Origin of the sequence: Sinosporangium album, from assembly GCF_900100605.1 — a bacterium.
Taxonomy (GTDB): domain Bacteria; phylum Actinomycetota; class Actinomycetes; order Streptosporangiales; family Streptosporangiaceae; genus Sinosporangium; species Sinosporangium album.
This window is the reverse complement of the sequence record NZ_FNCN01000010.1, coordinates 39,831-63,078: the sequence shown is the minus strand read 5'-3', so window position 1 is coordinate 63,078 and position 23,248 is coordinate 39,831. Positions and strand designations below refer to the sequence as shown.

General features: G+C 70.0%; 19 protein-coding genes and 1 riboswitch. Of the genes, 16 read left to right on the top strand and 3 right to left on the bottom strand.

Going from position 1 to position 23,248, the window contains the following annotated elements; translation table 11 throughout:
- Nucleotides 1-9 precede the first annotated feature (9 nt).
- The 5 genes from dnaK to clpB are packed head-to-tail and all read left to right on the top strand — an operon-like array spanning nt 10 to nt 6,287.
- Nucleotides 10-1,914 carry a molecular chaperone DnaK gene (gene dnaK, locus BLQ73_RS12585; RefSeq protein ID WP_093170611.1) on the top strand — a complete coding sequence of 635 codons (1,905 nt, stop codon included), beginning with the start codon at nt 10-12 and terminating at the stop codon, nt 1,912-1,914.
- A gap of 12 nt (nt 1,915-1,926) precedes the next feature.
- Nucleotides 1,927-2,412: a nucleotide exchange factor GrpE gene (locus BLQ73_RS12580; protein WP_093170610.1), complete on the top strand. Its 486-nt coding sequence runs from the start codon at nt 1,927-1,929 to the stop codon at nt 2,410-2,412.
- A gap of 10 nt (nt 2,413-2,422) precedes the next feature.
- Nucleotides 2,423-3,379 carry a DnaJ C-terminal domain-containing protein gene (locus tag BLQ73_RS34600; RefSeq protein WP_093170609.1) on the top strand — a complete coding sequence of 319 codons (957 nt, stop codon included), beginning with the start codon at nt 2,423-2,425 and terminating at the stop codon, nt 3,377-3,379.
- Nucleotides 3,376-3,702, top strand: a complete 327-nt coding sequence (locus BLQ73_RS12570; RefSeq protein WP_093170608.1) for a chaperone modulator CbpM — start codon at nt 3,376-3,378, stop codon at nt 3,700-3,702. Before BLQ73_RS34600 ends, BLQ73_RS12570 begins: the two co-directional genes overlap by 4 nt.
- Complete coding sequence (gene clpB / locus BLQ73_RS12565; protein ID WP_093170607.1) at nt 3,684-6,287, top strand: ATP-dependent chaperone ClpB; 2,604 nt, start codon at nt 3,684-3,686, stop codon at nt 6,285-6,287. The genes BLQ73_RS12570 and clpB overlap by 19 nt, the downstream gene beginning before the upstream one ends.
- A gap of 76 nt (nt 6,288-6,363) precedes the next feature.
- Here the strand turns inward: clpB and BLQ73_RS32360 are convergent, their stop codons facing one another.
- Nucleotides 6,364-7,938 carry a PucR family transcriptional regulator gene (locus BLQ73_RS32360; protein WP_093170606.1) on the bottom strand — a complete coding sequence of 525 codons (1,575 nt, stop codon included), beginning with the start codon at nt 7,936-7,938 and terminating at the stop codon, nt 6,364-6,366.
- A 126-nt stretch (nt 7,939-8,064) separates the two neighbouring features.
- On the opposite strand from BLQ73_RS32360, the gene BLQ73_RS32355 reads away from it, so the two are divergent.
- The 10 genes from BLQ73_RS32355 (at nt 8,065) to BLQ73_RS12510 (ending at nt 20,311) form a co-directional block, all read left to right on the top strand.
- Entirely contained in the window at nt 8,065-9,159 is a 1,095-nt protein-coding gene (locus tag BLQ73_RS32355) for an S-methyl thiohydantoin desulfurase family protein (RefSeq protein ID WP_218125818.1), read from the top strand.
- Nucleotides 9,156-10,580 carry a hypothetical protein gene (locus BLQ73_RS12550; RefSeq protein WP_093170605.1) on the top strand — a complete coding sequence of 475 codons (1,425 nt, stop codon included), beginning with the start codon at nt 9,156-9,158 and terminating at the stop codon, nt 10,578-10,580. The genes BLQ73_RS32355 and BLQ73_RS12550 overlap by 4 nt, the downstream gene beginning before the upstream one ends.
- 45 nt (nt 10,581-10,625) lie before the next feature.
- Nucleotides 10,626-12,185 (top strand): hydantoinase/oxoprolinase N-terminal domain-containing protein, encoded by a 1,560-nt coding sequence (locus BLQ73_RS12545; RefSeq protein ID WP_093170604.1) that lies wholly within the window; start codon nt 10,626-10,628, stop codon nt 12,183-12,185.
- 2 nt (nt 12,186-12,187) lie between these two features.
- Nucleotides 12,188-13,267, top strand: a complete 1,080-nt coding sequence (locus BLQ73_RS12540; protein ID WP_093170603.1) for an S-methyl thiohydantoin desulfurase family protein — start codon at nt 12,188-12,190, stop codon at nt 13,265-13,267.
- 85 nt (nt 13,268-13,352) lie between these two features.
- Nucleotides 13,353-14,354: a zinc-dependent alcohol dehydrogenase family protein gene (locus BLQ73_RS12535; RefSeq protein ID WP_093170602.1), complete on the top strand. Its 1,002-nt coding sequence runs from the start codon at nt 13,353-13,355 to the stop codon at nt 14,352-14,354.
- Between the two features lie 252 nt (nt 14,355-14,606).
- Nucleotides 14,607-14,799: riboswitch (cobalamin riboswitch) on the top strand.
- 203 nt (nt 14,800-15,002) lie between these two features.
- Nucleotides 15,003-16,223, top strand: coding sequence for an ABC transporter substrate-binding protein (locus BLQ73_RS12530; protein WP_093170601.1), 1,221 nt, complete (start codon nt 15,003-15,005; stop codon nt 16,221-16,223).
- Entirely contained in the window at nt 16,220-17,296 is a 1,077-nt protein-coding gene (locus BLQ73_RS12525; protein ID WP_245691033.1) for a FecCD family ABC transporter permease, read from the top strand. The genes BLQ73_RS12530 and BLQ73_RS12525 overlap by 4 nt, the downstream gene beginning before the upstream one ends.
- Before the next feature lie 5 nt (nt 17,297-17,301).
- Nucleotides 17,302-19,113 carry an ATP-binding cassette domain-containing protein gene (locus BLQ73_RS12520; protein WP_218125817.1) on the top strand — a complete coding sequence of 604 codons (1,812 nt, stop codon included), beginning with the start codon at nt 17,302-17,304 and terminating at the stop codon, nt 19,111-19,113.
- Between the two features lie 14 nt (nt 19,114-19,127).
- On the top strand, nt 19,128-19,676 hold the full coding sequence (locus BLQ73_RS12515; protein ID WP_093170599.1) for a DUF7676 family protein: 549 nt from the start codon (nt 19,128-19,130) through the stop codon (nt 19,674-19,676).
- Nucleotides 19,677-19,747: 71 nt separating this feature from the next.
- Nucleotides 19,748-20,311, top strand: a complete 564-nt coding sequence (locus BLQ73_RS12510) for a GNAT family N-acetyltransferase (protein WP_093170598.1) — start codon at nt 19,748-19,750, stop codon at nt 20,309-20,311.
- Between the two features lie 431 nt (nt 20,312-20,742).
- Here BLQ73_RS12510 and BLQ73_RS12505 read toward each other — a convergent pair whose 3' ends face one another.
- Both BLQ73_RS12505 and BLQ73_RS12500 read right to left on the bottom strand, forming a co-directional pair.
- Nucleotides 20,743-21,219, bottom strand: coding sequence for a GNAT family N-acetyltransferase (locus BLQ73_RS12505; protein ID WP_245691032.1), 477 nt, complete (start codon nt 21,217-21,219; stop codon nt 20,743-20,745).
- A complete protein-coding gene (locus tag BLQ73_RS12500) occupies nt 21,200-21,904 on the bottom strand; it encodes an orotidine 5'-phosphate decarboxylase / HUMPS family protein (protein WP_218125815.1) in 705 nt (234 codons plus the stop codon). The genes BLQ73_RS12505 and BLQ73_RS12500 overlap by 20 nt, the downstream gene beginning before the upstream one ends.
- Before the next feature lie 357 nt (nt 21,905-22,261).
- On the opposite strand from BLQ73_RS12500, the gene BLQ73_RS12495 reads away from it, so the two are divergent.
- A complete protein-coding gene (locus BLQ73_RS12495; RefSeq protein WP_176955401.1) occupies nt 22,262-23,224 on the top strand; it encodes a hypothetical protein in 963 nt (320 codons plus the stop codon).
- The last annotated feature ends 24 nt before the right edge of the window (nt 23,225-23,248 follow it).

Here is a 23,248-nt window from a genome sequence, read left to right as displayed (position 1 = left end):
GAGGCTCTCATGCCCAAAGCTGTCGGGATCGACCTCGGCACCACGAACTCGGTGATCGCCGCCATGGAGGGCGGCCAGCCGGCCGTCATCCCCAACAGCGAGGGGTCGCGCACGACCCCTTCCGTGGTGGCGTTCACCGACCAGGGGGAGCGGCTGGTCGGGCAGATGGCCCGGCGGCAGGCGATCCTCAACCCCAAGGGGACGATCTACTCCGCCAAGCGTTTCGTCGGGCGCCGCTACGACGAGGTGACGAGCGAACAGGCCGCCGTCTCGTTCGACGTGGTGCCCGGGCCGAACGGCGAAGCCCGGTTCGAGATCCGCGGCAAGCAGTACACCCCGGAGGAGATCTCCGCGCTGATCATCCGTAAGCTCGCCGACGACGCGGGCAAGCACCTGGGGGAGCGGGTCACCGAGGCCGTCATCACCGTGCCCGCCTACTTCAACGACGCCCAGCGCCACGCGACCAAGGACGCGGGACGCATCGCCGGCCTTGAGGTGCTGCGCATCATCAACGAGCCCACGGCCGCCGCCCTCGCCTACGGTCTGGACAAGAAGGCCAACGAGACCGTGCTCGTGTTCGACCTGGGCGGCGGCACCTTCGACGTCAGCATCCTCAACATCGGAGAGGGCGTCGTCGAAGTGCGGTCCACCTCCGGCGACACGCACCTCGGCGGCGACGACTTCGACCGGCGCATCGTCGACCACATCGCCGACGAGTTCCAGCGCCAGGACGGCATCGACCTGCGCCGCGACCCGCAGGCGCTGCAGCGCCTGTTCGAGGCGGCCGAGAAGGCGAAGGTGGAGCTGTCGTCGGTCACCCAGACGACGATCAGCCTGCCGTTCGTCACGGCCGACGCCAACGGCCCGAAACACCTGAACACGACGCTGATGCGGTCCACGTTCGAGCAGATCACCGCCGACCTCGTCGAGCGGTGCCTGGGGCCCGTCAAGCAGGCGATGGCCGACGCCAAACTCACCGCCGACGACATCGACGAGGTGATCCTCGTCGGCGGGTCCACCCGGATCCCCGCCGTGCAGAACCTCGTGCGCCGCCTCACCGGCGGCAAGGACCCCAACATGTCGGTGAACCCCGACGAGGTCGTCGCCATCGGCGCCGCCGTCCAGGCCGCCGTCATCAAGGGCGAGGTCAAGGACGTCCTGCTTCTCGACGTCACACCGCTGTCGCTCGGCGTGGAGACGCTGGGCGGGGTGATGACCAAGGTCATCGAGCGGAACACGACCATTCCCGCCCGCCGTACCGAGATCTTCAGCACCGCCGAGGACAACCAGCACTCCGTCGATGTCGTTGTGCTGCAGGGCGAGCGGGAACGCGCGGCCGATAACCGCGTGCTCGGCCGGTTCAGGCTGGAGAACATCCGTCCGGCCCCGCGCGGCCTGCCGCAGGTCGAGGTCACCTTCGACATCGACGCCAACGGCATCCTCAACGTCTCCGCCCGCGACAAGGACACCGGCGCGGAGCAGCGCATCACCATCAGCGAGAGCTCGACGCTGGACAAGGCCGAGGTCGAACGGATGGTCCAGGACGCCGAACGGCACCGCGGCGAAGACGTACGGCTGCGCGAGCAGGTGGACGCCCGCAACGAGCTGGACTCGGTCGCCTACCAGGTCGAACGGCGGCTCGGGGAGCTGGGCTCCGCCGTACCCGCGCACGACAAAGCGCGGGGCGAGATGCTGATCGCCGACGCCCGGCAGGCCGTCAAGGAGCAGGCGCCGCTCGACCGGCTCCGCTCCCTCACCTCGGAGCTGCAGCAGGTCTTCCACGGCCTGTCCGCGGTGTCCCCCGGCGGACCTCCGCCGGGCGAGCGGCCCAGTGAGGGCCGCGGTGAGGGCCGCGGTGAGGGCCGGGGCGGCGACGAGGACGTCATCGACGCAGAGTTCACCACACCCGAGTGACCCGAGTGCGACATGTCCGAACAAGATCCCGCGCCCGCGCCGACCGAACAGGACGAGCTCAAGGCGCGCAACGAACAGTTGGAGGCACGCGTGGCCGAGCTGGAGGATCAGCGGCTGCGCGCGCTCGCCGAGCTCGACAACGTGCGCAAACGCGCCGCAAAGGAAGCCGAGCGGGAACGGGCGCGGGTGCTCGCGGAACTGCTGCCCGTGCTGGACAACCTCGACCTGGCGCTCCAGCACGCCGACGCCGAGCCCGCCGCGATCGTGCCGGGGGTGAGGGCGGTGCTTGAGCAGGCCCTCACCCTGCTCGACCGGCTCGGGTTCCCCCGCCAGGAGGACGCCGACAGGGAGTTCGACCCGGCCCGCCACGAGGCCGTCGGCACGGTCGAGAGCGGCGACATCCCACCGGGAACGGTCGTGCACGTCGTCCGGCCGGGGTACGGCGAAGGCCGACGCCAGCTCCGTCCCGCAAAGGTGATCGTGTCGAAGGCGGACTAGGGCGGACCGGATGGCCGATCGACGCGACTTCTACCAGGTCCTCGGCGTTTCCAGGACGGCAAGCCAGGAGGAGATCCAGCGCGCCTACCGCAAGCTGGCCCGCACCTACCATCCGGACGTCAACAAGGACCCGGGGGCGGAGGAGCGGTTCAAGGAGGCGTCCGAGGCTTACGAGGTGCTCTCCGACCCGGAGACCCGGCGCCGCTACGACGCGTTCGGCGCCGACTTCCGCCGCGTGCCCGAGGGCGTCGACCCGCAGACCTGGGCCCGGGCCGGCGGGGGCGCCCGAGAGGGAGCCGGGGCGGGCGCGGGTGCGGGCACGGGCGCGGGTGCGGGCGAGCGGCCGGGGTGGGCGTGGCGGCAGGGCGGTGGGGACGTCGACCTCGAAGACCTCCTCGGCGAGATGTTCGGCGGCGTGCGGGGCCGGTCCTGGGGCCCGGCCCCCGGCGCCGACCAGGAGGCGGAGCTCGTGCTCACCGTCGAGGACGCCTACCGAGGCGGACGCAGAACGCTCACCGTCGGCGGACGGCGCATCGACGTCACGATCCCGGCCGGGGTGACGAACGGGCAGCGGATCCGGCTGGCCGGCCAGGGCGGGCACGGAGGGCATGGCGCGCCCCGCGGCGACCTTTACCTGATCGTCCGCATCGCCGACCACCCGCGTTACCGTGTCGAAGGCCGCGACATCCACATCACGCTGCCGCTCACCCCCTGGGAGGCGGCCCTCGGGGCGACCGTCACGCTCGACACCCCCGGCGGCGAGACCAAGGTGAAGGTCCGCGGCGGCACGTCCGGCGGCCGGAAGCTGCGCCTGCGCGGACAGGGGCTCCCCAACCCCCGCGGCACCCCCGGCGACCTGTACGCCGAAGTGCGCATCACGGTCCCGGAGCACCTCACCGACGCCGAGCGGCACCTGTTCGAGCAACTCGCCGCGACCTCCACCTTCGAACCGAGGAGGCCGCGATGACCAACGTCCTCGTACGGCGGTCGCCCGTCGACCCGTCGCTGAACCTGGACGGCTTCGCCCACGTCACCGGCCTCCACCCGGACCTCGCCCGACGGCTCGTCGCACTCGGCCTGCTCGACGCCGCGCGGGACGCCAGAGGCGAGCTCTGGTTCCCGCTCTCCCAGATCGCCGTGGCCGGACGCCTCCAGCGCCTGCGCGCCGGATTCTCACTGAACTACGCCGCGCTCGGCCTGGTGATGGACCTACTCGACCACATCGCGGAGCTGGAGGCGGCTCTGCGCGAACAACGCACAGGAGGGGCGCCGTGGACCCCAACCGCCTGACGCAGAAGTCGCAGGAAGCCCTGCACGACGCGCAGACCAAGGCACTGCGCTTCGGACACACCGAGGTCGACGGCGAGCATCTCCTGCTGGCCCTGCTGGACCGTCCCGAAGACCTCGTGCCGCGTCTGCTGCGCCAGGCCGACGCGGACCCCGACCGGCTCAAGGCCGACCTCGAAGCCGACCTCGCCCGCCGCCCCGGCGTCAGCGGTCCCGGCGCGGCCCCCGGCCAGGTGTTCGTCACCCAGCGCCTGTCCCGCCTGCTGGGCGCGGCCGAGGGGGAGGCGCGGCGGCTCAAGGACGAGTACGTCTCGGTCGAACACCTCCTGACCGCCCTGCTGGACGAGGGCACGCAGACCGCGAGCGGACGCCTGCTGCGCGACCACGGCATCACCCGCGACAGGTTCCTTTCGGCGCTCACCGCGATCCGCGGCCACCAGCGGGTCACCTCGGCCATGCCCGAGGTCGCCTACGAGGCGCTTTCGAAGTACGGCCGGGACCTCGTGGTCGACGCCGCCGCCGGCAAGCTCGACCCGGTCATCGGCCGGGACGCCGAGATCCGGCGCGTGATCCAGATCCTGTCCCGCAAGACGAAGAACAACCCGGTCCTGGTCGGCGATCCCGGCGTCGGCAAGACCGCCGTCGTCGAGGGCCTGGCCCAGCGCATCCACCGGGGGGACGTCCCGGAGGGCCTGAAAGACAAGACGATCTTCAGCCTCGACCTGGGGTCGCTCGTGGCGGGCGCCAAATACCGCGGCGAGTTCGAAGAGCGCCTCAAGGCCGTCCTGAACGAGGTCAAGGCCGCCGAGGGCCGTATCCTGCTCTTCCTCGACGAACTGCACACCGTCGTGGGAGCCGGCGCCACCGAAGGCGCCATGGACGCCGGCAACATGCTCAAACCGATGCTCGCGCGCGGCGAACTGCACATGATCGGCGCCACCACCCTTCAGGAATACCGCAAGTACATCGAGAAGGACGCCGCCCTCGAACGCCGCCTCCAGCCCGTGCTCCTTGACGAGCCCAGCGTCGAGGACACCATCTCCATCCTGCGCGGCCTGCGCGAACGCCTGGAGGTCTTCCACGGCGTGAAAATCCAGGACAGCGCCCTGATCGCCGCCGTCGTGCTCAGCCACCGCTACATCGCGGACCGGTTCCTCCCCGACAAGGCGATCGACCTCGTCGACGAGGCGTGCGCCATGCTCCGCACCGAGATCGACTCCATGCCGGCCGAACTCGACGAGCTGACCCGGCGCGTCATGCGCCTGGAGATCGAGGAGGCGGCCCTCTCCAAGGAGAGCGACCCGGCGAGCGGCGCCCGGCTGGAAGAGCTCCGCAAGGAACTCGCCGACCTGCGGGGCGAGGCCGACGCCATGCGCGCCCAGTGGGAGGCCGAACGGCGGGCCCTGCGCACAGTCCAGGAGCTCCGCCAGGAGATCGAGACCGTGCACCGGCTCGCCGAACAGGCGGAACGCGACTACGACCTGAACCGCGCCGCCGAACTGCGCCACGGCGAACTGCCCGACCTCCAACGGCGGCTCCACGCCGAGGAAGAGCGGCTGGCCTCCAAACAGGGCGGCAAACGGCTGCTCAGGGAGGTCGTCACCGACGACGAGATCGCCACGATCGTCTCCCGCTGGACCGGCATCCCGGTCAGCCGCCTCAAGGAAGGCGAACGCGAGAAACTGCTGCGCCTCGACGAGATCCTGCACCAGCGCGTCATCGGCCAGGACGAGGCCGTCCAGCTCGTCGCCGACGCCATCATCCGCGCCCGCTCCGGCATCAAGGACCCGCGGCGGCCGATCGGATCGTTCATCTTCCTCGGCCCCACCGGAGTCGGGAAGACCGAACTCGCCAAAGCGCTCGCGCAGGGCCTGTTCGACACCGAGGAGAACATGGTCAGAATCGACATGAGCGAATACCAGGAACGCCACACCATCAGCAGGCTCCTCGGCGCGCCTCCCGGCTACGTCGGCTACGAGGAGGGCGGGCAGCTCACCGAGGCCGTACGGCGCAAGCCGTACTCGGTCGTGCTCTTCGACGAGATCGAGAAGGCGCACGCCGACGTCTTCAACACCCTGCTCCAGGTGCTGGACGACGGCCGCCTCACCGACGCGCAGGGCCGCACGGTGGACTTCCGCAACACCGTCATCATCATGACGTCGAACATCGGCTCCCACTATCTGATTGACGGCGTCACCCCCGACGGCGAGATCAAGCCGGAGAACCGCGACAAGGTCATGGCCGACCTCCGGCGGCACTTCCGCCCCGAGTTCCTCAACCGGGTCGACGACATCGTCCTGTTCAAACCGCTCACCGAGTCCGAGATCGAACGCATCGTGGACCTGATGTTCAACGACATCCGGGCCCGCCTCGCCGACCGCCGCCTGAAACTGGACGTCACCGAGGCCGCCCGCCGCTTCATCGCCGAGCAGGGCTTCGACCCGGTGTACGGCGCCCGCCCGCTCCGCCGCTTCATCGCCCGCGAGGTCGAAACCCGCATCGGCCGAGCCCTCATCCGAGGCGACGTCCCGGACGGCTCCCTGATCACCGTGGACGAACGCGACGGCGAACTCACCGTGACGTACTGACCGGTGACCTACTGACCAGTGACCTACTGACCAGTGACGTACTGACCGTGACGTACTGACGGGTCTGGGGCGTGGTCTACGGCGTTAGCCGCAGGGCGAGCCGCAGCGCGAGCCGGTCGTTGGGGTCGTCGAGGTCGACAGTGAGCAGGGAGCGGATCCGCTGAAGCCGCTGGATCACGGTGTTCCTGTGGAGATGCAGCACGGCCGCGCTCTTGGAGACGTTCGACTCGTTGTCGAGGAACGTCCGCAAGGTGGTGATGAGCTGGCCGGTGGGGTCGGCGTCACGGATCGGATCGGTCAGGCTCGCGACGACATCCCGCGCGGCGCCGTCAGGGAGCCAGGTCCGCACCAGGCGGTTCGCGGTCATCGCGTCGGAGCGTTGCACGACGGCCCGTCCCTGCCGCGCCTCGGCGAACGCCAGCGCGTGGCGCGCGTCGCCCAGGGAGAGGGCGATCCCGCGCGGACCCTCGTGCGGTTCGCCGATCCCGGCGCGCAGCCTGATGCGGGGATAACCACGCTCGACTTCGCCGAGGGCCGCCCGGACGCCGTCCACCAGGGACGCCAGCCGTTCAGGGCCCGGTGCCGCCGTGGTCGTCGTCCAGAACACGAAAGCCTGCCCGGTGTCGACCGGCTGGGCGGGCACGGAGTTGGCGGCGAGAGCATGCGCGAGTGACCGCGTGAGCGTCGCCGGCGGCAGGTCGGCGAGGCTGCTGCTCGCCCGCACCTGCACCGCCACGTGCCATCCCACGAGCTGCCAGCCCAGGGCCGCGGCCCGTTCGATGTCGGCGAGAGCCACGCCGTCGCCTTTGCGGAGCAGCTCGTCGAGCAGGATGCCGGCTTCGCGGTTCTCGCGCTCGTAGGTCAGGGATGCCTGTGCGAGGTGGGCCGAGAGCGCGAGAGAGGCGATCCGCAATGAGGTGAGAACATAGCCGGAATGCGCGTCGAGGCCGTACGGCACCCGCGCGCCGAGCCACAGGCGAGGCCGGCCCGTCGCCAGCGGGAACCCGGCGGCCACCACCACGCTCTCCCGCGCGCCGGTCTCCATGACCGCGTCCCTGAATCCGGCGCGTCCGCTGAACGAGGACAGCACCTGCGCCAGCTCGTCGGCCGGCGCGAGCGCGGGACCGGCCACCGAGTGGCCGTCGAGACCGATCAGCGCGACCGGGAACGCGATCACCCGCGCGAGACGCTCCACGAGTTCGCCGACGTCGCGGGCGGGGTTCACCATGACCCCGCTGACGGTACGGACGACCCGCGCGCCCACGAGCTCCGGATTCCGGACGAGCTGTTCGACGCGCGCGTACAACTGCCCGGGGTCGAGGCCGGGCTCGCGCCAGAGCGCGATCTGGAACTGCTCCGCCAGCCGGCGCGTGGGCGTGGGGAGTTCGCCGGTGCCCGCGTCCACCACCACACAGCTCGCCCGCGCGGCGGCAGCCCGGCGCAGGATCAGGTCCAACGCGACGTCGCCGCCCGCCGCGACCTGCTTGGGGACGATGACGAGTGCTCCGGGGCTCAGCATCGCGATCTCCTCGATCCGGGACAGGATCACCGCGGAACCGACGAGGTGTCCCAGGGCCGCCTCGCCACCGCTCACGGCATCGCGGACGTCTTGATCGGCGAAGTTCTGCACGATCGCCCCCACGTTCAACACACCACGTCACCCCAGCTACTTCCCACGACAAAGTGCCCAGTGTGGTCGAAAAGTATAGGCAACCTGCACAGTGACGCAGACCACCCGCTGCGCGATGCTTCACGCAAGCACAAAGGAGTCCAGGCCATGGTCCAGCCCATGAGGTTCACGGCTGACGACATCGAGCCGATGGCACGAGGCGCCGCGGTCCTCGGCGGAGGCGGAGGCGGCGAGCCGTTCCTCGCCGAGGTGATGCTCGGCGAGGTGCTCGGTGAGAACGGGACGATCGAGATCGTGCCCGTCGAGGAGCTCGACGACGACGCCGACATCGCCCCACTCGTCCTTCTGGGCGCACCACACGCGCTCTCCGAGAAACTCCTCGGCACCGCCGAGCCGTCGATCCTCTTCGACGGCGACGCACTCCGCGGCCGGACCCCATCGGCGGTGATCCCGTTCGAGATGGCGGGGATGAACGCCCTCTACCCGCTCGCCGCCGCGGCGCTGCTGGGCGTCCCCTGCGTCGACGGCGACTTCACCGGCCGCGGCGTGCCGAGCCTCGACCAGACGGTGCTCGAACTCGACGACGTGCAACCCGACGCCTACTACCTGTGCGACCCGAACGGCCGCGTCGTGGTGCTTCAGACGTCGGGCGGCTTCTCCGCCGAGCGGCTGGTACGTCCGGTGGTCGAGACCATGGGCTGGCTCACGGTGGTCAGCACCTCCTCTCTGAGCGCCGCGTTCTGCCGGACCCACGCGCTCCGCGGTTCGGTGACCCGGTGCCTTGAGCTCGGCCACGTCTTCGGCGGGCTGTCGGCGTTCGACGAACCGGAGGCGTTCGCCGTACTGCGGAGCCACGGCGGCGCCGTCCTCGGCAGCGGTGTCATCACCGAGCGCCTGTCCACCTCCGACCCGCTCGGCCCGCGGTCGTCGCTGTCGATCGAGCCCGACGATCCCACCCTGGCGCCGCTGCGGGTCGAGCTGCGGAACGAGTTCCAACTCGCCGTCCGAGCCGGCGAGGTCCTCGCCTCGGCACCGGACATCCTCGTCGTCGCGGACCGGGATAGCTGGCAGCCGCTGTCGACGGAGGACGCCACGGCCGACCGCGACGTCCATGTCGTGGCGCTCCCCACCGACGACCGCTGGCGCACGCCGAAGGGGCTCGCGCTGGTGGGCCCGCGGGCGCTCGGCTACGGGCTCGACTACGTGGACTTCTCGGTCGTGTCCGGAGGTGTTGGGAGATGAACGTCATGCGCCGCCGCATGCCGCTACGCCTGGGGATCTCCGCCGCCGGGCCGCGGATCAGCGCCGTCGTCGTCGACCACAGAGACGACATCGTCGCGAGCGGGACCGCCGAAGGGCGCGGCGACCTCGCCTCCGGCGGCGGCGGTCTCGCCGCCGCCGTCGGAGGCGTCCTCAAACAGGTCGACGCTCGCGAGATCGGGCTGTCCATGCTCACGACGGACGCCTTCGCCCACTGCCTCCAGGACTACCGGAACATGGCCCGAGACATGGCCCGAGACATGGCCCGAGACATGGCCCGAGACATGGCCCGAGTGGCGGTGCTCCGCGTCGGCGCGACACCCACGACCGCGGTGCCGCCGTACGCCGGATGGCCGCAAGCCACCGTGCATCGCCTCGCCGGCCCCTGGCTCATCACCGGCGGCGGCACCGACATCGACGGTTCCGTCAACGGCGACCTCGACCTCGTCACCATCCGGGCGTTCGCCGAGCGCTGCCGGGTCGGCGTCGCCGCCATCGCCATCGCGGGGTCCTTCTCCTACCTCGACAGCGGCCCCGAGCGTGCCGCCGCCGCGGCCTTGCGGGAAGTCCTCGGAACGGAAGCCTCGATCACCCTGAGCGGCGAGATCGGCGGATTCGGGCTGCTGGAGCGTGAGAACGCCACGATCCTCAACGCCGCGCTGAGCGGACATGCCCAGACCCTGATCATCATGGTGCAGTCGACGCTCTGGGAGCTCGGCATCCGAGCCGAGCTGTTCGTCGCGCAGAACGACGGCACCCTCGCCACCGCCTCGCTCGCGTCGGCCCTTCCGATCCACCTCGTCGCCGGACACCTGGCGTCGACCGTGCGCGGCCGTACCCGACTGGGCGAGACCGAGGACGCCATCGTCGTCGACAGCGCCGGCGCCCCCGCTCTCGACGGCGCCGGCGACCGCCGAGCCCCGGTCGCCGGAGTGCTGCGCCACGGGCGGCTGGTGCTGGAGCCGACCTCGACGCTCGCGGGCGTCCGCACGAACCAGCCCGTGCCGCTCGGCTTCACGACCCCGGCCGGCGTGACCGAAGACCGACTCGTGAGCCGGCTCAGACGCAGGGTCGGCGGCTTGCCCGTACTCCACTCCAACGATCCCGCTCCCCACGGGGTCGCCGCGGCCGTCGGCGCGGCGACCGCACCGGTATCGGCGAACGTGTGGAGCTTCGCCCGCGTCGGCGACGACCGGGCGGACACACTCGCCGCGGCCAGGCGGCTGGCCATCGACAAGGCCGTCCTCGCCGGAGCCGACCCGGCCAGCACCGAGGTGCGCCAGGTCGTCGAGACCCAGGCGAGCTACATGTCCGGCGGCGCCCTCCGGTCGTTCGTCCAGGCGGTCGGCCCCCCGTTCCACCCCGGCGTTGGAGCGTTCCCGCAGCCCGATCGCCGCACCTGAACCACCCGGGTGCGCACACGCCCCCCAGCAAGGAGAAGACACAACGTGCCACTACGCATAGGAATCGACGTCGGCGGGACCAACACCGACGCGGTCGTCCTCGACGGCAGACGTGTGGTCATCGCCGCCAAGGCGCCGACATCACAGGACGTGACGTCGGGCATCCTCACCGCCCTGACCGGCGTGCTTCACGCCGTGGACGCGGACGAGGTCGCTTCGGTCTTCATCGGCACCACACATTTCATCAACGCCATCGCGCAAGGGCGGGAACTCGGACGCGTCGCAGCCGTACGGCTCGCCACGCCTCCCCAATCCCTCCTGCCGATGATCGACTGGCCCGACCGGCTCCGACGCGTCGTGGACGGGGGCGTCTACGTGTGCGCCGGCGGGGCCCAGTTCGACGGATCGCCGCTCAACGAACTCGACGAAGCCGGCCTGCGCGGGACCGCGCGGCAGATCGCCGCATCCGGCGTGCGGCACGTCGCCCTGAGCTCGATCTTCTCGACGGTCAACCCCGAACCCGAGATCCGGGCGGAGGAGATCCTCCGCGAGGAACTGCCCGAGGCGTCCATCACCCGGTCCACGCTCATCGGCCGAGCCGGCCTCCTCGAACGCGAGAGCGCGACGATCCTGAACGCAGCGCTTCTCGACCTGGCCGGCCGCGTCATCGACGGACTTGAGGACGTCGTCGCCGGCGCCGGCATCTCCGCCCCGGTCCTGCTGTCGCAGAACGACGGCACCGTCATGACCCTCGACCGGGCACGGCGGTTCCCCATCTTCACGATCGCCTCAGGGCCGACCAACTCCATGCGCGGCGCAGCACTCCTGACCGGCATCGACCACGGCGTGGTCGTCGACGTCGGCGGAACCACCTCCGACGTCGGGGTGATCCAGCACGGCTTCCCGCGCGAGTCCACCGTCGCGATGAGCCTCGCCGGAGTGCGGAGCAACTTCAGGATCCCCGACGTCCTCTCGCTGGCTCTCGGCGGCGGCACCCACGTCGCCGAGGACGGGGCGACGGTCGGCCCGGAGAGCGTCGGTCTCGACATCACGCGCGAGGCGCGGGTGTTCGGCGGGGACACCCTCACATTCACCGACATCGCGGTAGCGGCAGGCGCCGCCCCGATCGGGGACCCCGCAGCGGTCTCCGATGTCCCCGCCGACACCGTCCGCCGCGCACTCGACATCGCGAGCGATCGGCTGGTGCGGGCCATCGACAAGGCCAAACTGACATCGGCCGAGATCCCCGTGATCGTGGTCGGCGGCGGCGGACCGCTCCTCAACGCCGTCCCCCGCCTCGGAGACGTCATCATCCCGGAGCACGCCGACGTCGCCAACGCCGTAGGCGCCGCCTTCGCCGAGGCCGGCGGTGAGATCGACCGCGTTTACGCCCTCGAAGGCACGACCCGCGCCGCCGCGCTCGAAAGCGCCAAGGCCGAGGCGATCGCCCGCGCCGTCGACGCGGGAGCCGACCCGGAGGCCGTACGCATCACCGACGCCGAGGACGTCCCGCTCACGCACCTGCCGGGCGGCGGCGCGGTGCACATCAGAGTGAAGGCCGCAGGCCCGTTCCGCACCCTCGTCGCGATCCCGGAAGGACACTGACCATGCGGCTCATCGACGAAACCGCGCTCGCCGACATCGCCCTCGGCTCGACAGTGCTCGGATCGGGCGGCGGCGGCGACCCCTACGTCGGCATGCTCCTCGCCCGCGAGGCGATCCGCCGCCACGGACCGGTCCCGCTCGTCGACGTGGACGAGGTCCCCGACGACGCGAACATCGTCTTCATCGCCGGCCTCGGCGCACCCGGCGTCCTCGTCGAGAAACTCCCGCGCGAAAACGAATACGCGGGAGTGCTCGGCGAGCTTGAGCGGTTCACCGGCAAGACATACTCCTACGTCTGCCCCGCCGAGGCCGGCGGATTCAACGGGATCACCCCCTTCGCCACCGCGGCGGTCACCGGAGTGCCCGTCATCGACGCCGACGGGATGGGCCGCGCCTTCCCCGAACTGCAGCTCGTCACGCCGACGCTGTACGGCGGACGCTCGACCCCGCTCGCCATGCTCGACGAGCACGGCAACGCGATGTACCTCACCAGCGAGACGAACGTGTGGTCGGAGTCGTACGTGCGCGCCGCCGTCGTGGCGAGCGGAGCCCACGCCGCCGTGGCGGTCTACCCCATGACCGGCGCGGAGGCGAAGCAACGCCTGGTCCGCAACGCCATCACCCTCGCCGAAGACCTCGGCAGGGCGATCCGGGAAGCGCGCGCCGCACACACCTCACCCGTCGAGGCCGTGCTCGCCAAACAGCGGGGCGTGCTCCTGTTCACCGGCAAAGTGGAAGAGGTCGAGCGGCGCAACGAGGGAGGCTGGACGGTCGGAAAGGCCCACATGAGCGGACTCGACGACGACCGCGGGCACCGGATGACCGTCCACTTCCAGAACGAGCACCTCGCCGCCGAACGCGACGGGCGCGTGATCGCCACCACCCCCGACCTCATCATGACCATGGAGATCGACTCGGGCGAACCCATCCCGGCCGAAGAGATCCGGTACGGCTACCGCGTCGCGGTCGTCGGCCTCCCCTGCGACCCGCACTGGCGTACCGAGGCCGGCATCCGGATCGCCGGGCCGCGCCACTTCGGCTACGACCTGGACTACCGCCCCGTCGAAGAGATGTCCCGCTGACGCGGGCGGCACCGCAGCGGCAGCCGTACACCCGACCCCGGCACCCCCTCTCAGACCGCGCCCACTCGACCACAGGGAGAACCCCATGCGCGCGCTTGTATACGACCGCCTCGGCGAGGAGGACGACGCCGCGACAGGTCTCGTCGTCCGTGACATCGACATCCCCGAACCCGGTCCCGGCGAGATCCGCCTCCTCGTCTCCGCGTACGGCCTGAACCAGGCCGACATCCTCCTGATGACCGGACGCCACTACACCCGCTCCGACTTCCCGATGCGGATCGGCTACGAGGCCAGCGGCGTCGTCGACGCCGTCGGCGCCGGAGTGACACGCTTCGCGATCGGCGACCGGGTGACCACCATCCCGAACACCGAAGGCCCCTACTCGTGCGCGAACGAATACGCCCTCGCACGCGAGGAGTTCGCGACCCCATGGCCCGAAGGCTGGTCCCAGGCCGAAGCCGCGGGCTACTGGATGCAATACCTCACCGCGTACTTCCCCATGAAAGAGCTCTTCCCCGTCGCCGAAGGCGACTGGGTGGTCATCACCGCGGCCTCCGGCGGCTCCGGCCTCGGCGCCATCCAGATGGCCAAAGCCCTCGGAGCCCGCGTCATCGCCACCACCCGCACCTCCGAAAAACGCCAGTTCCTCATCGACCAGGGCGCCGACGCCACGATCGCCACAACAGAGGAGGACACCACCAAGGCCATCATGTCCATCACCGGCGGCGAAGGCGCCCGCCTCATCGCCGACGGCATTGGCGGCGCCTTCGTCGCCGACTACATCGACGCCCTCGCCGACAAGGGAATCGCCTACATCTACGGAGCCCTGTCGGGCGCCAACGACATCACCTTCCCCGTCCTGCCCCTCGTCCGCCGCCGAGCCGCCCTGTACGGCTACTCGCTCATCAACGAGACACGAGACCCCGCGGCCCTGGCACGCGGCGTCGCCTTCGTCACCGACCTGATCGCCGACGGCGTCCTCCACAAGCCCGTCATCGACCGGACCTACCCCCTGTCCGAGGCCCCCGCCGCCTACGACCGCATGAAAAGCGGCGTCCAACGCGGAAAAATCATCGTCACCCTCTAAGAGCAGGCGCGAGCCGCGCCCAGCGCTTCCCCCGTCACCTCCTGTAGACGACTTCGGGGAAGTCAGGTGAGGGCCCTTCAGCAGAGCGGCAGGCCGCCCGCGTAGGTGCTGGTCGAAGAACGCAGCGGAGGGCTCTAGGTTCCGCGGGGTCGTGGCCGTAGGCGTCAAAGGCGATTCCCGTGTGGCGGCGGACGACTTCCGTACCTTTCCGTACGGCACAGCCCGCCCCCGCAAGGGCCACCCCTTTGTGAGCTAAGGGCTGTATGCGAACATGGTCGCGAAGGCGACGGCGGAACGAGGAAGCCGGTGTGAATCCGGCGCGGTCCCGCCACTGTGATCGGCGAGCGAACCCCGATAACGCCACTGCCCGCGCATGCGGGTGGGAAGGCCGGGGTGAGCTTCGACCCGAGAGCCAGGAGACTCACGCGGTCGCCTCCTCAGAGAAATTGGGGCGGATCTCCCCAAGAGAGGAACGGTGGTCGCCATGCCGTACGACTGGCGTGACGCCTTCGTGGTCGTGTGCGTCACGGCAGGTGGCGGTCTCACGACCGGCCGCCCGCGTGGGCCTCTCATGGTGATCCGTCTCCTCGTCCGCCGTGGCGTGCCGTCGAGGAACGGCGGCCGCGGCCTGTCTCCAGGAGACCGTCGATGGGTATCCCCCGCCCGCTTCGCGGCGCGCTGTTCGCCGCACTGCCCGCGATCCTGCTCACCACCGCCGCCTGCGGCGGGAACGGTCCAGCCGCATCCCCGACGGCAGCGGCGTCGAACGCCGCGGAAGGCCGCTGCGTTACCTCGTATGACGCGAACAAGGACTACTTCCCGGCCAAGCAGACCCTGAAGCACGCGACCAACTTCACCCTGACCTATGCGAAGAACTACCAGGTCGTCACGGTCAAGCAGCCGGCGCCGGGGGCCAAGCCCGAGAAGTATGTGCTGGTGCGCTGCGGCACGCCGGCACCCGAGCTGACCGGTGAGCTCGCGGGCGCGGTGACGGTCGAGACGCCGATCGAGTCGCTGTATTCCGCGTCGACCACGCACCTGCCGTTCATCACCGAACTGGGGGTGCTGGACCGGCTCACCGGTGTGGCCTCCGCCGGGTTCATCACCTCCCCCCAGGTGCTGGAGCGGGTGAAGTCCGGCGCGGTCACCGAGTACGCCTCCGGACGGGAGGTCGACACGGAGAAGGTCATCGGCGCCAAACCCGGCGTGCTGATGTCCGGGGGCACCGAGGACAAGACGTACGGCCCGCTGCGTCAAGCCGGGATCAAGGTGGTCGCGAACGCCGAATGGCTGGAGAGCAGCGCCCTGGGCCGCGCCGAGTGGATCAGGCTGATGGCGGCGCTCACCGGCACGGAGGCCAAGGCGAACGAAGTGTTCGGGAAGATCGAGGCCGACTACACGGCCCTCGCCGCCAAGGCGAAGGCCGCGGCGCCGGTCACCGTGCTGCCGGGTCAGATGTTCCAGGGCGAGTGGTCGATGCCCAGCGGAGACAGCTACGTCGCGGGGCTGATCAAGGACGCGGGCGGCACCTACGCGTGGGCCGACACCTCCGGTGCCGGCAGCGCCACGATGGACCTGGAGGCGGTGCTCTCCAAGGCCAAGGACGCGAAGGTGTGGCTGGCCATCGTCAACGAATGGAAGACGCTGAAGGACGTGGAGAAGTCCGACGCGCGCTACGCGAAGTTCGACGCGTTCGAGTCGGGTGATGTGTGGTCGGCCAACAAGGTCATGGGCCCCGGAGGCGGCAACGACTACTGGGAGCGCGGTGTGGCCCGTCCGGACCTGATCCTGGGCGACCTGGTGGCGATCCTGCACCCCGAGCTCGCCCCCGGCCACGAGTTCGCGTTCTACCAGAAGATGACCAAGTGACCGCAGCGGTCTCGACGGCCGTCCCGGTGGTGCGTCAGCGCCGGACGATCGTCCTGTCGGCCATGGCGCTGGGGGTGCCGGTAGCGTTCGCGCTCGCCGTCACCCTCGGCTCCACCTCGATCCCCCTGCGCGACGCGCTGGCGGCGCTGATGCGGGACGGCTCGGCGGCGGCAGCCGTACAGGAGATCATCTGGACGGTACGGCTACCGCGTGCGATCACCGCCGCCCTGGCCGGAGCCGCGCTGGGGGTGGCCGGGGTGCAGATGCAGACGTTGTTCCGCAATCCGCTGGCCGAGCCGTACATCCTCGGGGTGAGCTCGGGGGCCAGCCTGGGCGTGTCGTTGATCATCATCGGCTGGGGAGGCGCGGCGGGCGCGTTCACGGCGGGCGTGGCCGGGCTCGGACGCGCGGGCACGGTGGTGGCGGCGTCCGCCGGGGCGGCAGCCGTACTGGCTCTGGTGCTCGCGCTGTCGCGGCGGGTGCGGTCGGTGATCACACTGCTGATCGTGGGCGTGATGGTGGGGTCGGTCACCACGTCGCTCATCACAGTGCTGCTGGTGTACACCGACCCGCAGCGCGCACAACAGTTCGTCAGTTGGGGGCTGGGGAGCTTCGCCGGCACTACCTGGGCGGACCTCACGCTGTTCGCACCGGTCTGCCTGGTCGCGCTCGCGGCGGCTCTCGCCGGGGTCAAGGCGCTCAACGCGCTGCTGCTCGGCGAGAACTACGCCCGCACCATGGGGGTGCGCGTACGGCTGACGCGTACGGTCACCCTCCTGATCTCCTCGGTGCTGGCCGGAGCGGTGACCGCCTACTGCGGGCCGGTGGCGTTCCTCGGCCTGGCCATCCCCCACCTGGCGCGGCTGGCGCTGGGCACCGCCGACCACCGGCTGCTCATGCCGGGCGCGGTGCTTCTCGGCGCGGTGGTCGCCCTGCTGTGCTGCGTGGCCGCGCAGGTGCCCGGCGGCGGCGTCGTGCTGCCGCTCAACGCGGTGACCACGATCCTCGGGGCACCCGTGGTGATCCTCGTGCTGCTGCGCAGCCGCGCGGCCAGAGCCGGGTTGGCGGTGTGATGACGATGAACGATCGGGGTCTGCGGCTGGACGCCCTGTGCGCCGGGTACACGGTGCGGCGGGGCCGGGCCGTACGGCGGGTGCTCGAAGGGCTCGACGCGGTCGCCGCGCCCGGCGAACTGACCGTGCTGATCGGGCCGAACGGCACCGGCAAGTCAACCCTGCTGCGGACCATGGCCGGGCTTCAACCCGCCCTCGACGGGCGGGTCGTCATCGACGGCGTCGCCGTCGAGACGGTGCCCCCGCCGGAGCTGGCGCGGCGGCTCGCCGTCGTGCTCACCGAACGGGACCTGCCGGCGCTGCTGACCGCTCGGGAACTGGCCGGGCTGGGGCGCCATCCGTACACCGGGTTCACCGGACGGCTGTCGGCGGCGGACGCGGACATCGTCAGCTGGGCGCTGGACGCGGTCCACGCCACCCACCTGGCCGAGCGCGCGGTGACCGAGCTGTCGGACGGCGAACGCCAGCGCGTGCTCGTCGCCCGCGCCCTCGCGCAGGAGCCGTCGGCGATCCTGCTGGACGAGCCGACCGCATTCCTGGACGTCACCTCGCGGGTCGCGTTGATGGGGCTGCTGCGCCGCCTCGCCCGCGAGAAAGAGCTCGCCGTCGTGGTGTCGACGCACGACCTGGAGCTGGCGGTGCGCGTCGCCGACCGGCTGTGGCTGCTCTCCACCGGCGGCCGGCTGCTGACGGGAACTCCGGAGGAGCTCACCGCGAGCGGCGCCATCGGCACCACCTTCGACGGGGACGAGCTGTCCTTCGATCCCGCCTCCGGGGTGTTCGTGCTCCACGGGGGCGACGGAGGGAAAGTGCGGGTGTCCGCCGACGACGTCCACCGCCCGCTCGTGGAGCGGGCGCTGTCCAGGGAAGGCTGGACCCCCGGGGCGGCACGCGATGCCGATGCCGTGGAGCTGGCCGTACGGCACGGGCCCGGCGGATACGCCGCCGCCTTCGACGGCGGGACCACCGCGTTCGCCACGCTGCCCGAGCTGGCCGCGTGGAGCCGGGCGACCGCCGAACGGCTACGCGACGCGCCTCCGGGGCTGCTGCCCGCCGACGCCGCGGCCGTCGCCGGCGCGGTCACCGACATCTCGACGGTCGGCGCCTACTTCGAACTGGACATCGGCCCGGTTGAAGCCGAGTGGCGCCCGCTCACCGACCTGTTCAGCGACCCGTCCGTCCTGCGGGCCAGGATCGACGCGACGGCCGACAGCCTCGGCACCGACGAGACCCGCGTGGCGGCCTCGATCCTGTTCCAAGGGATCGCCGCCCGCGTGTGGTCGCCCCCGCTCGGCGCCCTGCTCGCCCACGGGCTGCTCGTCGAACTGGACCCCGACCGGGTCCACTGGCGGGCCGCCTCCCGCGGGCCCCTGCCGCTCCGCGCCGACGGCCTTCCCGGATGGCACGTCCGCGACCCGGCGCGGGCCGCCGCCACGGTGTACGACACCGTCGTGGCCAGGCTGCTGGAACCGCTCACCGACACCATCCAAGGCATCGTGAAGCTCGCCCCCGGTCTGCTGTGGGGCAACGTGGCCTCGGCGCTCGCCGGAACCGTCCGGGCATTGGTCCGCGTGCGGCCCGAACTGGGCGAGGCGGCCGTCACGCTGGGCCGCGAACTGCTGGACCTGGGCCTGCTACGCGACACCGGACAACTGGCGGAGCCCGCCCCCGGCCTCCCCCTATTCGTCCGTCGCAGTTGCTGCCTGTACTACCGCCTGCCCAGCGGGGGCAAGTGCGGCGACTGCGCTTTGATCGACCCCGACACGCGGCGCGACCAGTGGGCTCGTGCCGTACGAGAAACTCAGGGAGCACAGTGAGCACAGGGAGCACAGTGAGCTACACCGTCGTCGAAGAGCCGGGAAGCGGCACCCAGCACGTCTGGGCGCTGCCCACCGACGAGCAGACCCTGCTCTCACTGGTCACGGACATCTTCGAGAAACACTGGGAGCACATCTGGTTCGGCGTCATCATCCAAGGCGCCGCCTGGGAGGTCGCCGCCCCCAACGCGCCCGAGCGCATCAGCATGTACGACGGATACGTCACCGTCGACTTCGGCCGCTGGCATTTCCACCTGTGCATCGGCGAGCACACCGCCTCCGGCCCCGAACTCGGCCGCATCCGCCGCTGCGCCCGAGCCGAGATGTACCGCTCCATCAGGGCCGACGGCAGCCCGTCCTCGTGGGGCGTGCGCCTGTTCAACGGCAGGGACGAGCAGCTCATGACCGTGCTGCTGCCCAACCCGTTCCTCACCGACCGCCAGCAGATCCAATCCCCGCCCGACTTCGAGCGGCTGGCCGCCTGGGACGAACTCCGCGCCACCTACCTCGGCCTGGAGCCGGACCCGCTGGACCGCAGCGGGAAAGGATTCGGACACGGGTAAGCGGGACCGCCGAGACAGCCAAGTTCGCCGAGACAGCCGAGTTCACCGAGTTCGACAGAAGTGAGGGAGTCATGGCACAGCAGTACCGCCGGCACGACGGGCAGGGCCTCGCACCGATGTCCGCGGAGATCTCCGACCTCTACCGGCGGTGCTACGGGGCGCCGCCGTGGTCGGAGACCGCCGAGCAACTCGACGCCTTCCCCGCCAAACTGGCCGCCGTCCTCGACCGCCCGGGTTTCGCCGCGTGGACCGCCCGCGACGGCAGCGGTCGGCTCGCGGGCCTCTGCTACGGCTGGCCCACCCCCGCCGACCTGGGAGACAACCGGGTCTACGACTCCCTCATCCAGGCGTTCGGCCTGCCCGCCACCGCCGACCTCACCCGCGGCGCCTTCGAAGTCGCCGAACTCTTCGTCCGCCCCGACAGCCAAGGGCGGGGAATCGGCCGCCACCTGCTCACCCGGGCCACCGCCTCCTGGCCCACTGCCTGGCTCCTCACAAGTCCGCAGACGCCTGCGGCCCGCCTCTACACGAACCTCGGCTGGCACGAGGTGGGCCCCCTGGCCCCCGAGTGGTACCCGGGGCTGCGCCTCTCCCTCTACACCTGGACAAGCCCGGCAGGCAGCGTCTCCGGGTAGTGGTCACGACGTAGACGTCACGGCTCGGCCACTGCTCGCCACGCGAACGCTGTCCGGGCCCACCCGGTCGCCGGCGAACCCGAACGGTCGTCTTCTGGACGTCGACCAGACCCAGCGCGCCAGGCGATGGATCCACCCAGTCGGCGAAGCGGGTGGCCCGGCGATCTCGGCCCGCCTCGGTCCGCCAGGGCGGGTCACAGGGGAGGCCGACGACCCCGAGGCCGTAGCCGTACCGGCTCTCCCCGGCCGGGGTGGGTTAGCCCGAGTCGTCCCCGCCCTCACGCCGTCACCGCGATGTCGTTCACGGTGAGCGAGGCGCCGGGGACCCGGCGGAAGTCCTCGACCGTGATTGTGATCCCTCGATCCAGACCAGGTACCACGTCGCGGCGACGAGGTCAGCGCCGGTCAGACGTGACGGTGCCCTGCTTTCTTTAAGGCAGCAGCAGTTCAAAGACGGCGCGATCCTTACCCAGTCCCTTGAAGTCTCGGGTAATCGAGACGCCGTTGGTGGTGTAGTCGCCAGGGGTGTTTGCAAATCCCATCGAGGTCCACGCTGCGTAGGCACGAGCGTTGTCCGGCTCAGATGTGAGGTAGATCCGCCGACAGCCCCATTCGCGGCCTCGACGACGAACGATGTCCACCAAGGCACCGGCAACGCCTCTGCGGCGGTGGTCTGGGTGCGTCATGACGTCTTGAATGTAGATCTCGAATGGGTCCTCCTGGCTGCGCATGCCAATCAATGCGCCGACTACGAGGCCGTCGACGAGTGCCACCGGGCAAGTCGATGCGAACAGGCGGGCGTAGAGCCAGTAGTCGGACGGTGTTCGCGCTCTGACGTACGGTGAACCCAAGTTCATCAGCTTCAGGACTTCATCGGCAAGGTCTTGATTAAGGGCGGTGATACGCACTGTCTCGTCCTTTCCGCTGCGTGCGTACGATCTTGAGAAGCTGCTCCGCAGCTGATCTTGGTCGAACTGCTTCGGTTATGCTACGACCCACGATCAGGATGTCCCAGTCCTGGCTCACGATGACAGGTAGATCAGTCGTGCTGAACCCGCCGGAAACGGCGACGGGTAGCCGTGACCAACTGCGCACAGCACGAGCGCGGGCGAGTGGGTGGCTGACACCGATGCCGATATCGATGTTCGAGGTGATGGTGAAGCCGTCAACGCCAGCCCTCTCCATGTCACGAACCCACTGTTGAGACGCGTGAAGGGGCGGGACGTCGAGCAAGATGGGAGTGCCCAGCCGCCGCCCGGCCTCGACTGCGGCAGACACGCTCGCCACCGTGGCGGATCCGATCAACAAGACGACGTCAGCGCCGGCTTCGGCGGCCTGTTCAACCTGGTCACGACCCCAGTCCGCTGACATCATCTCGGCTACCACCCGAGTCGCTCCCACGACCTGCTTGACGCGCTCGACGGCATGGACCCCAACCTGCTTGATCAAGGGATCACCGACTTCGATGAAGTCGACGCCGACGGTGGCGAGTGCCTCGGCAACATGAAGAGCATGGTCAAGATCGTGCAGGTCGAGTGCGATCTGCACGGCATATTGGCCCCGTAACCGACGGAAGTCCTCGCGTCGGGCCATGCCGTCAGCCTCACCTACCATGACGGGGTCAGCCTGGTTCGTGGTAGCTATGGCTTTGGCTTCACGTCGGACCAGCCAATTACTGCTGACCTGCCCCTTGACCGTCAACCTCTCAAGGATCTGTTGAGGCAGCGTTGTCCAGCCGGTTCGAGCCTCTCGCAGCAGGCCGAATAGTGCGCGGGCGTACGCGGGGGATTCCGCAGATCCATCTCGGTCGGCGAGTAGAAGCAATCGGTATCGAAGAAATGCGGCTTCGGCGGGTGCGTCACGCCACTGCTCTTTCTCGGTTAGTAATGTGGCTGCGAGCGGGTCGCCGAGCTTAAGGAACGCGCCGCCCTGGCCCAAGACACCGACAACGTGACCGCAGCGACCGCAGTGTTCAACCTTTCCGCGCTGCTGGCCTCCGACTGTGGACTGCCTGACCTTGCCCGCTCCTGGTGCCATCGGCTGGCAGGCGCTGCCCTCGACAATGACCGTGATCCCCGGCACGGGCTAGAACCGGTCGTTAATCTGGCCCGCCTCCATGTTCGAGCCGGTAACGGCACAGCTGCCTGGACCCTGCTGGAAACCCTGTTTCGGGCCATCGACACCCGCACCGACACCGTGATCGACGGCCTCACCATCCAAGCGTCAAGGGTCAGCGACGCACCCGGCGTCCACGCCAAAGTGCGCTCCTGGCTCTGGAAGGTTCTATTGGGCACCGGCGCCCACGCCTTGGCCGTCGACGGACGATGGGAGGAAGCCAGACACCGGCTCATCGAATACAAAGGATTCGGCAACCGCATGCTCGACGGCAGACAGATCACCGTCATCGCCCACGCCGTTTCCGGCCGCCATCACCGGGCCCGCATTGTGGTGGACACCACTCACCCCGGTGATGGATGGGAAAACGCAGTCACCGCATGCCTGTCTATGCTCGTGGCCGCCGATGGCGTTCCAGCCGACCTAGTGCACACCGACCTTTCCTCCTACCTTGACCTTGGTCCCTCCGAGAACGGTCTTGTGGTCTTCCACATCCGGCTAGGCCTCACGCTGCTCGACGCTCTCGGCGCCGATCATCCGGCGGCCGAACAAATCGCCGCAGGACTAATCCATCACGCTGCCCGCGACGGGTACGCCGCTCGCGACGTACTGGCTCATCCCGGCTGCCTCAGCATGGCCACCCACCAGCAGAATCGTCAGCTCGCCGCGTTCGTCAACGAATGTGGTCTCGACATCGGCGCCATCCCCGAAGTGCAACTCACTGAAGTCGTTGCTGCTCTGGACACCGCCGAACGAGTTATCGCGCAGCCCCGTGAACGCACCCGCCAACCGGTTTGACCGCGTACAACTACACCAGCCGTC

Coding starts and splice junctions, on each gene's coding strand:
- BLQ73_RS34600 (WP_093170609.1), top strand. CDS start 2,423: ATGGCCGATCGACGCGACTTCTACCAGGTCCTCGGCGTTTCCAGGACG.
- BLQ73_RS12580 (WP_093170610.1), top strand. CDS start 1,927: ATGTCCGAACAAGATCCCGCGCCCGCGCCGACCGAACAGGACGAGCTC.
- BLQ73_RS12550 (WP_093170605.1), top strand. CDS start 9,156: ATGAACGTCATGCGCCGCCGCATGCCGCTACGCCTGGGGATCTCCGCC.
- BLQ73_RS12530 (WP_093170601.1), top strand. CDS start 15,003: ATGGGTATCCCCCGCCCGCTTCGCGGCGCGCTGTTCGCCGCACTGCCC.
- BLQ73_RS12570 (WP_093170608.1), top strand. CDS start 3,376: ATGACCAACGTCCTCGTACGGCGGTCGCCCGTCGACCCGTCGCTGAAC.
- BLQ73_RS12500 (WP_218125815.1), bottom strand. CDS start 21,904: ATGGCCCGACGCGAGGACTTCCGTCGGTTACGGGGCCAATATGCCGTG.
- BLQ73_RS32355 (WP_218125818.1), top strand. CDS start 8,065: ATGGTCCAGCCCATGAGGTTCACGGCTGACGACATCGAGCCGATGGCA.
- BLQ73_RS12540 (WP_093170603.1), top strand. CDS start 12,188: ATGCGGCTCATCGACGAAACCGCGCTCGCCGACATCGCCCTCGGCTCG.
- dnaK (WP_093170611.1), top strand. CDS start 10: ATGCCCAAAGCTGTCGGGATCGACCTCGGCACCACGAACTCGGTGATC.
- BLQ73_RS12535 (WP_093170602.1), top strand. CDS start 13,353: ATGCGCGCGCTTGTATACGACCGCCTCGGCGAGGAGGACGACGCCGCG.
- BLQ73_RS12510 (WP_093170598.1), top strand. CDS start 19,748: ATGGCACAGCAGTACCGCCGGCACGACGGGCAGGGCCTCGCACCGATG.
- BLQ73_RS12520 (WP_218125817.1), top strand. CDS start 17,302: ATGAACGATCGGGGTCTGCGGCTGGACGCCCTGTGCGCCGGGTACACG.